Below are 6950 nucleotides of genomic sequence, written 5' to 3' on the forward strand. Positions count from 1 at the left end.
TCTCTTTGTATCGTGCCATCTATCGCTCCGCTGGAAAGATCGTTGAAGGATGATTGCACTTTATCATATCCAGCGGTTCATTCAATAATTTTTCAATACCTTTAGTACTTTTTCGACAGCTTCAACGCTGATAATCTTTTAAATTAAGATCAAGGAGGGAAGATATGTCAATAGATTCATTTAAGGAAAAGATTCTTATCATATTTTTTTCTCACAGTGGAAACACCCGTAAAATCGCAAAACAGATTTATGCGATTATAGGCGGAGATTTAATTGAAATTGAAACGACGGATAAGTATCCGGCAGATCATAGTGAAATCCTTGAAAAGGCAAGAAAGGAGATAGCCGCAGGTTACAGGCCGGCCTTAAAAACCAAAATAGAAAACATTAGTAAATATGATTTATTATTTCTGGGATATCCCAACTGGTGGGGAACCATACCCACGCCGGTTTCAGCCTTTTTAGGTGAATACGATTTGTCACGAATAACAATTGCACCGTTCTGCACACATGGCACAGGAGGCCTGGCGGGAACTGTGGAGGCTTTGAAAAAACAGTGTCCAGATTCAAAAGTGCTGAATGCCCTGGGAATAAGAAATATCAGAGTTGATGAAGCCGAGAGTGACATATTAAAATGGTTATCTCATATTAATGAATTTATGAAATAAGGGGTTGTATCTCACAAAAGCTGATTAAAACGCAAACCATGCGAAAAACACGAACGAAAATCAAAATTATAATAAAAGGAGATTGATATGACCAGGACACGAATTTTAGTTATTACGGCATTTGTGATGATGGCACTCTTTGTTTCTCTCTCATTCGCTCAGGAAAAGGATACTGTTCGTATAAAAGACCGTGTGGCGATTGAACAGTTGATGTGGGACTATATCCGTGCGCTCGACTCAGGCAATGCAGAGGCATATGCTGCCCTGTTTGCGCCTGATGGCCAGTTTGGCAGGGGTGATAAGGCGGTCAAAGGACGCGAGGCGCTTTTAAAAATGATGAAGGATGCCGGGCAAAAAATGGATACCGCAAAAAAGAACGGTGAGAAAATGGAGCGCATGAACCATGTTCTTACAAATACCCACATTGAATTTGTTAATGATGATCATGCCCGCTTCTACGCCTACTGGATGGGTGTATTTACCTCGGGTAAGGTTACCTCAGCCGGTCGTGAAGTAAATGAGCTGGTAAAGATAAATGGCAAGTGGCTTATCAGTGTTCGGGATGTAGACCCTCAAGACTAGACGGTCTGAGGTCTGCGGTTTAAGGTTTAAGCCTAATACAAAAAGGCCATCCCGGAAATTTCCGGGATGGCCTTATATTTCTCTCAGCTTGTTAAGGCTGAAAATTTATTAGAATACGCCCTGTACCTTGCCTGTTGCTGTATCAACACATGTATATATTGGTATCCTGCCAATTGGCTATCTAAAGCTCTCTTCCTTAACCTCAATATCTATTTCAAATAGAATAAAATCAATTACATTATTTTTTATGCAGGTTTTTCTCCATGATTTTCGCCTTTATTAGTGAAAGCATTTTTAAACCTGAAACATAAGGAGGAATTATCATGGGTACAAATCTTAAAAGAATTATTGTCGCCTTGATTACCATTGCTGTGCTCGCCCTTATTTCCGGGCCGGCCGGCGCCACTGAAGCTCAGGTCATAGCCACTGACTCTACGGGATCAGTGGTACTACAGGTTAAAGTCAGTTACAGAGACCTGAATCTTTCACACCAGGAGGGTGTAGCTGCTTTATACAAGAGGATCAAACATGCTTCCAAACAGGTATGTGGTCATCGCCCTGACATTATGGATTTGCATCGATCAGCCCAGTATAATGCATGTCGCAATGATGCTGTTGAACGTGCTGTGGCTGATGTTGGTCACCCCGGTTTAGCAGCTCTTCACCAAAGAACCACTAATGGAACGAGCTCCCCGGTACTTGCGGTTACCAGTGTTGACAAAAAGAAAAAGTGAGAGGTAAAGACCTTAAAACCGCTGGCTGCGCTAGGAGACTCAGCCAGCGGTAAATACATAAGGTTCGCCATACAAGCGTAGAGAGTGAGCAGGCAAGCAAGATATGTTCAACTTGTTTCTTTGAAACTCTTGAAAACTAGAGAACACAAAAAATTAAATATTCAAGATTCAATATTAAGAAATATGCAGCAACATTAATTTTGAATCTGTAATCTGTAATTTTAAATTATCTATCCGGTACCTTTTCCTTCAGTTCTTCAAACCAATTCAGTACAATGTTGATTTTACCCGGTGATCTTTTTAAGGGTTCGCCGGTTGACTCTACTTCTTTCAACATCAGAAAGCGTTTGCCGTTGGGGTGTATATCATAGGCAACACTTTCAATATAACCGGTAACATAAGATAACTTAAAAAGCGCCTTTGGTTTGCCATAGCTGAAGCTTGATCGGGTATCCACTTGAACTGCCATGACATTATCCCTGTTGAGATAGAATAATTCTGTTCCATCAGGCGACCATATAGGGCTTTCCGCATATTCACCAGGTGAGGATATTTGCCATTTTCCGCTTTTTACATCAGGGAAAGGGCACACATAGATGCCTAAATTGCCTGATTCGGTGGCTGCATATGCCATATATTTTCTATCTGGAGAGATGCTGGGATGGGTGACAACATATTTCTCCTTTAGGAGTGGTTTCAGAGAGGTTTTATCCCCTATGGTTATCTGCGAAATAAAGGACACATTTCCCGATACAGACCCCTGCGCCAGGACAAGGGATTTCCCATCACCCACCAAGAAGTGCGGAATCAGACTATTACCTGATTGAACAGACACAAGCTCTTCAGTCTCTCCTGTTCCATCGTATGCCTTCCGGTAAATGCCTGCCTTTTTTCCTCTATTCGATGTAAAAATAATATATTCACCATCAGGAGTCCAAATAGGGACGTCATCTCTGTATTCTTTAAAAGTCAGGCGTTTCATATTTTCATGAATCGAATCCCAGATATGGATATCAGGATTGTCACCTTCAATCGATAAAGCCACTTTAGTTCCATCAGGAGAAATTTTGGGGGTTCTGTAATAGTCTGGAGGCGCATTGAGAGGAGTTTCATTCCCAGTCCTGTCCACCCATACCAGGTTACGGCGGCTGAGGATGCCAGATGCCTGCTCTATTATTCTCGCCGGTATATAAGCTAGTGTACCCGAATTAGAAGTGCTTCCCAATAACATGCCATCAATTACAGGTATATGCGCCCCCTTTGCCTCTTGCTTCACAGGGTCGAATGAAACTGCCATGATAACACCTTTCATGATCTCACCAGTAAGATACACAAGATGTCCGGTCGGTATATAATGGGCAAATGCGCCTTGAAAGAGATCTTTACGATCCTTTGTTTCTAGATTCTGGATAACGATCATGAAAGGATGCCCTGACATATCGGTAAACAAAATCGATTTATTGTCCGGTAGCAGTTGAGGAAAAGCGCATTGCCCCATTTCAACAAGAACCTCGGGGGTTCCGCTGTTTGCAGAAACCCGCATTATGCCGCGTGTGACATCCCCATATATAATCCTGTCATCTTCACACCATTGTGCCCCAAAAACCCAATCGACATCACACAGATCAACCGGAGATCCGCCGTGGACAGAAATCTTTTTCAGTTTATTATTTTTCTGGGACCAGAAGCCGATCCATTCGCCATCGGGTGAGAAGAAGGGAGACTGAGGATTTTCGTCAGTTCCAGGGATTATCTCTGCTCTAATCCGGTCGAGGGAAAGGAGGGAAAGCCCCCGCTGAGTGCTATAGAGAATTTTTCTGCCGTCGGGAGAGACATCAAGGGTGTGTCCCATTTTTAAAACAGAACCCACGGGAATATTAAATTGCTCTCCTTCCTGCAGGATATGCTCCATCCGAACTATGTCGCGGGGTTGGGGCGGGTTGCGTCTGACGAACAGGAATCCTGCAACAATTGCCAAGATAATTATGGAAGCGATCACCCAAGGCATTATAAATTTAATATTTGATACCGGTTTCAACATTTCTACAGATGGATATCGTATGCCTGCCGGTTCTTCCAGCACTTTTCTGATATCCACCCTGACATCGCTGATGCTGCTGTAACGGTTTTTAGACTCTTTTTCAAGGCACCGCTCAATCATGAACCGGATACGGGGACACAGTTCCTGGGGGAGAAGGCTCCAGTCCGGTTCGCCCTTGATTACAGCGGCTAGGGTCTCTGTGACCGTTTCTCCACCAAACAACATCTTCCCGGTCAGCATCTCGAAAAGCACAACACCAAAGGCCCATATATCTGCCCGTTTGTCTACAGTTTTCCCCTTTGCCTGTTCAGGAGACATGTATGCCGCAGTGCCCAGGATAACCCCCTGCCTGGTTGCAGCAGCGCTTATGGTTGGGGAGTCAGAGGGTTTTGCTTCTCCCTGATCCGGAGCAAATGCCTTTGCCAATCCAAAGTCTAATATTTTTATCTTGCCTTCAGGCGTGACCTTGATGTTAGCCGGTTTAAGATCCCTGTGAATAACACCTTTTTCATGGGCTGCCTCAAGACCCTCTGCTATCTGCAAGGCGAGCTTCAGTGATTCTTCGATGGGAATAGGCCCTTGTTTAAGCCTTTCGGCTAGAGTATCGCCTTCAATAAGTTCCATCACAAGGAAGCTGGTTCTACCGGATTCTTCCAGGCCGTATATGGCAGCAATATTAGGGTGGTTTAGTGATGCTAGCAGCCTTGCTTCACGCTGGAAGCGTTCAACACGGCCAGAGTCTATTGCAAACTCTACAGGGAGCATCTTGATTGCAATATCCCTCCCAAGCTTTGTATCCTTTGCCTGATACACCTCTCCCATGCCGCCTTTGCCGAGCAGGGAGATGATTTCGTAATGTCCAAGGGTCTGTCCGATTTTTAAAACAGGGGTGTGTTCTGCCATCATTTTTGCTGCTACCTCCATTGCTGGTGATTCAAGTAATTGCTCTCCCGAATGCTCGTGGGCCAGCAGCGATTCCACCTCAAGGCGCACATTCTCATTCGGGGCATGTTTCTTAAGATAGTCAGCACGCTCATCCTCAGGCAGCCTGAGAGCGGCATCATAAAGAGCGGAAATCTGTTTCCATTGATCGGGCATAAATGTTACCAAAACTTGTAAAATACGAAATCCAAAATACGAAATACGAAACAAATTCAAAATTCAAATTTTCAAATTACCAAAACAAATTTCTTGCTACGATGTTTATTTTTCTTTTTCTGTTTTGAATTTATGTCATTAGAGTATTTAATATTGTTTCGAATTTCGGATTTCGTGCTTCGAGTTTTATCTTTTTTATTACCCCAGTACCTTCTGTTTCATTTCCCTTGCCAACCATGCCCTGGAGAACTTCCAGTCACGCAGGACAGTATCAGGGGAGATATCCAGAACCTCAGCAGTCTCCTCGGCGGTCATGCCGCCAAAAAACCTCAGCTCCACTACCTGGCACTTGCGTGCATCAACCTGTTTTAGGGATTCAAGCGCCTCATCTATCTCAATCAGATCAGGATCAGTATTCCTGGAAACCAGTTTAAATTCATCCAGTGAAATCCGCTCTGCTGCACCACCGCGTTTATAAGAGCGTTTTGAACGGGCATAATCAACCAGGATACGCCTCATCAGTTGAGCGGTAATAGCCAGAAAATGGGCACGGTTCTGCCAGTTAACCCTGCTGCAATCGAGTAGTTTGAGATATGCTTCATTTACAAGCGCTGTTGTCTGTAAGGTGTGGCATTTTCTTTCACCGCGCATATAATTATGCGCCAGGTGACGGAGCTCTTCATAGACCAGGGGGATCAGCTTATCAAGGGCGTCCTTTTCACCCTCTCGCCATGCTATAAGTAAATGGGTTACTTCCTGTGAAGAAAATTCAGACATAGATGCCTCAAAGAAAATTAACCTTTTATTATAGAAGATAGAGTCTTATTTTGAGATCAGCTATTGAATAGAAATCATGTCCGAAGGCATAACTATACGAATTACCCTCTTTTATGTCAACCTGAAACATGAAACAAGGTTCAGGGTTCAGGGTTCAGGGTTCAGGGTTCAGGGTTTAAGGTTTAAGGTTCAAAATAAAACACAAAGGCCATCCCGGAAATTTCCGGGATGGCCTTATATTTCTCTCAGCTTGTTAAGGCTGAAAATTTATTAGAATACGCCCTGTACCTTGCCTGTTGCTGTATCAACATCAACACGCTTGAACGCGGGGTTTGAGCTTGTTCCGGGCATGAGTGTAATTGTTCCGGAAACAGGCACTATGAACCCTGCGCCGCCATAGGTGAGGACATCACGGATGGTGAGTCTCCACCCCTTTGGAACGCCCTTGATATTGGGGTTGTCAGAAAGTGACAGGTGTGTCTTAACCATGCAGAGGCCGAGTTTTGAAAGCTCTGGGTCAGCCTCGATCTTCTTGAGCTGATTATTGGCATCGTTTGTATAATCAACGCCGTCAGCGCCATACATCTCTGTAGCAATCCTTTCGATCCTGTCTTTGATCGGCATATCAAGCTCATAGAGGAACTTGAATTCTGTCTTTTCGTTACAGGCATCGATAACCGCATCTGCAAATTCAAGCGCGCCATCGCCGCCCTTGAGCCAGTGTTCTGACACTGCAACCCTGGCGCCAGCAGCCTCTGCCAGTTCACGAACCTTTTTAATCTCGTCTTTGGTGTCTGTGTAGAATGAATTGATACAAACAACCGGGCTGATGCCGGCCTTCCTTACGTTGTTAACATGGTGCAGGAGGTTTCCACAACCCTTTTCAACCCAGCCGACGTTCTCAGTTGTATACTCTGTTGGCATCGGTTTTCCGGGGACCGGAACAGGAGCGCCACCGTGACACTTGAGCGCCCTGATGGTGGTAACAACAACCGCTGCATCCGGTTTCATACCGCTGTAACGGCATTTAAGATTACAGAACTTTTCAAA

At 44.3% G+C, this 6950-nt stretch carries 6 protein-coding genes; 3 read left to right on the forward strand and 3 right to left on the reverse strand.

Annotated features, from left to right (window positions below; translation table 11 throughout):
- The first annotated feature begins 164 nt into the window (after positions 1-164).
- The 3 genes from GX654_15115 to GX654_15125 all read left to right on the forward strand — a co-directional run bounded on the left by GX654_15115 (position 165) and on the right by GX654_15125 (position 1984).
- Complete coding sequence (locus tag GX654_15115; GenBank protein NLD38191.1) at positions 165-668, forward strand: flavodoxin; 504 nt, start codon at positions 165-167, stop codon at positions 666-668.
- Positions 669-755: 87 nt separating this feature from the next.
- Positions 756-1250, forward strand: a complete 495-nt coding sequence (locus tag GX654_15120; protein ID NLD38192.1) for a nuclear transport factor 2 family protein — start codon at positions 756-758, stop codon at positions 1248-1250.
- 323 nt (positions 1251-1573) lie between these two features.
- Positions 1574-1984 (forward strand): UrcA family protein, encoded by a 411-nt coding sequence (locus GX654_15125; GenBank protein NLD38193.1) that lies wholly within the window; start codon positions 1574-1576, stop codon positions 1982-1984.
- A 226-nt stretch (positions 1985-2210) separates the two neighbouring features.
- On the opposite strand, the gene GX654_15130 is transcribed toward GX654_15125, so the two are convergent.
- The 3 genes from GX654_15130 to GX654_15140 all read right to left on the reverse strand — a co-directional run.
- Positions 2211-5123 carry a protein kinase gene (locus GX654_15130; GenBank protein ID NLD38194.1) on the reverse strand — a complete coding sequence of 971 codons (2913 nt, stop codon included), beginning with the start codon at positions 5121-5123 and terminating at the stop codon, positions 2211-2213.
- A gap of 198 nt (positions 5124-5321) precedes the next feature.
- Complete coding sequence (locus tag GX654_15135) at positions 5322-5900, reverse strand: sigma-70 family RNA polymerase sigma factor (GenBank protein ID NLD38195.1); 579 nt, start codon at positions 5898-5900, stop codon at positions 5322-5324.
- A gap of 270 nt (positions 5901-6170) precedes the next feature.
- A partial coding sequence (locus GX654_15140) for a formate--tetrahydrofolate ligase (protein ID NLD38196.1) occupies positions 6171-6950 on the reverse strand: 780 nt, incomplete at its 5' end.

Origin of the sequence: Desulfatiglans sp. (assembly GCA_012513605.1) — a bacterium.
In the GTDB taxonomy this organism is placed as follows: Bacteria; Desulfobacterota; DSM-4660; order Desulfatiglandales; family HGW-15; genus JAAZBV01.

What these genes read in the sequence shown, in the direction of transcription:
- GX654_15115 (NLD38191.1), top strand. Translation starts at nt 165, where the DNA reads ATGTCAATAGATTCATTTAAGGAAAAGATTCTTATCATATTTTTTTCT.
- GX654_15120 (NLD38192.1), top strand. Translation starts at nt 756, where the DNA reads ATGACCAGGACACGAATTTTAGTTATTACGGCATTTGTGATGATGGCA.
- GX654_15125 (NLD38193.1), top strand. Translation starts at nt 1,574, where the DNA reads ATGGGTACAAATCTTAAAAGAATTATTGTCGCCTTGATTACCATTGCT.
- GX654_15130 (NLD38194.1), bottom strand. Translation starts at nt 5,123, where the DNA reads ATGCCCGATCAATGGAAACAGATTTCCGCTCTTTATGATGCCGCTCTC.
- GX654_15135 (NLD38195.1), bottom strand. Translation starts at nt 5,900, where the DNA reads ATGTCTGAATTTTCTTCACAGGAAGTAACCCATTTACTTATAGCATGG.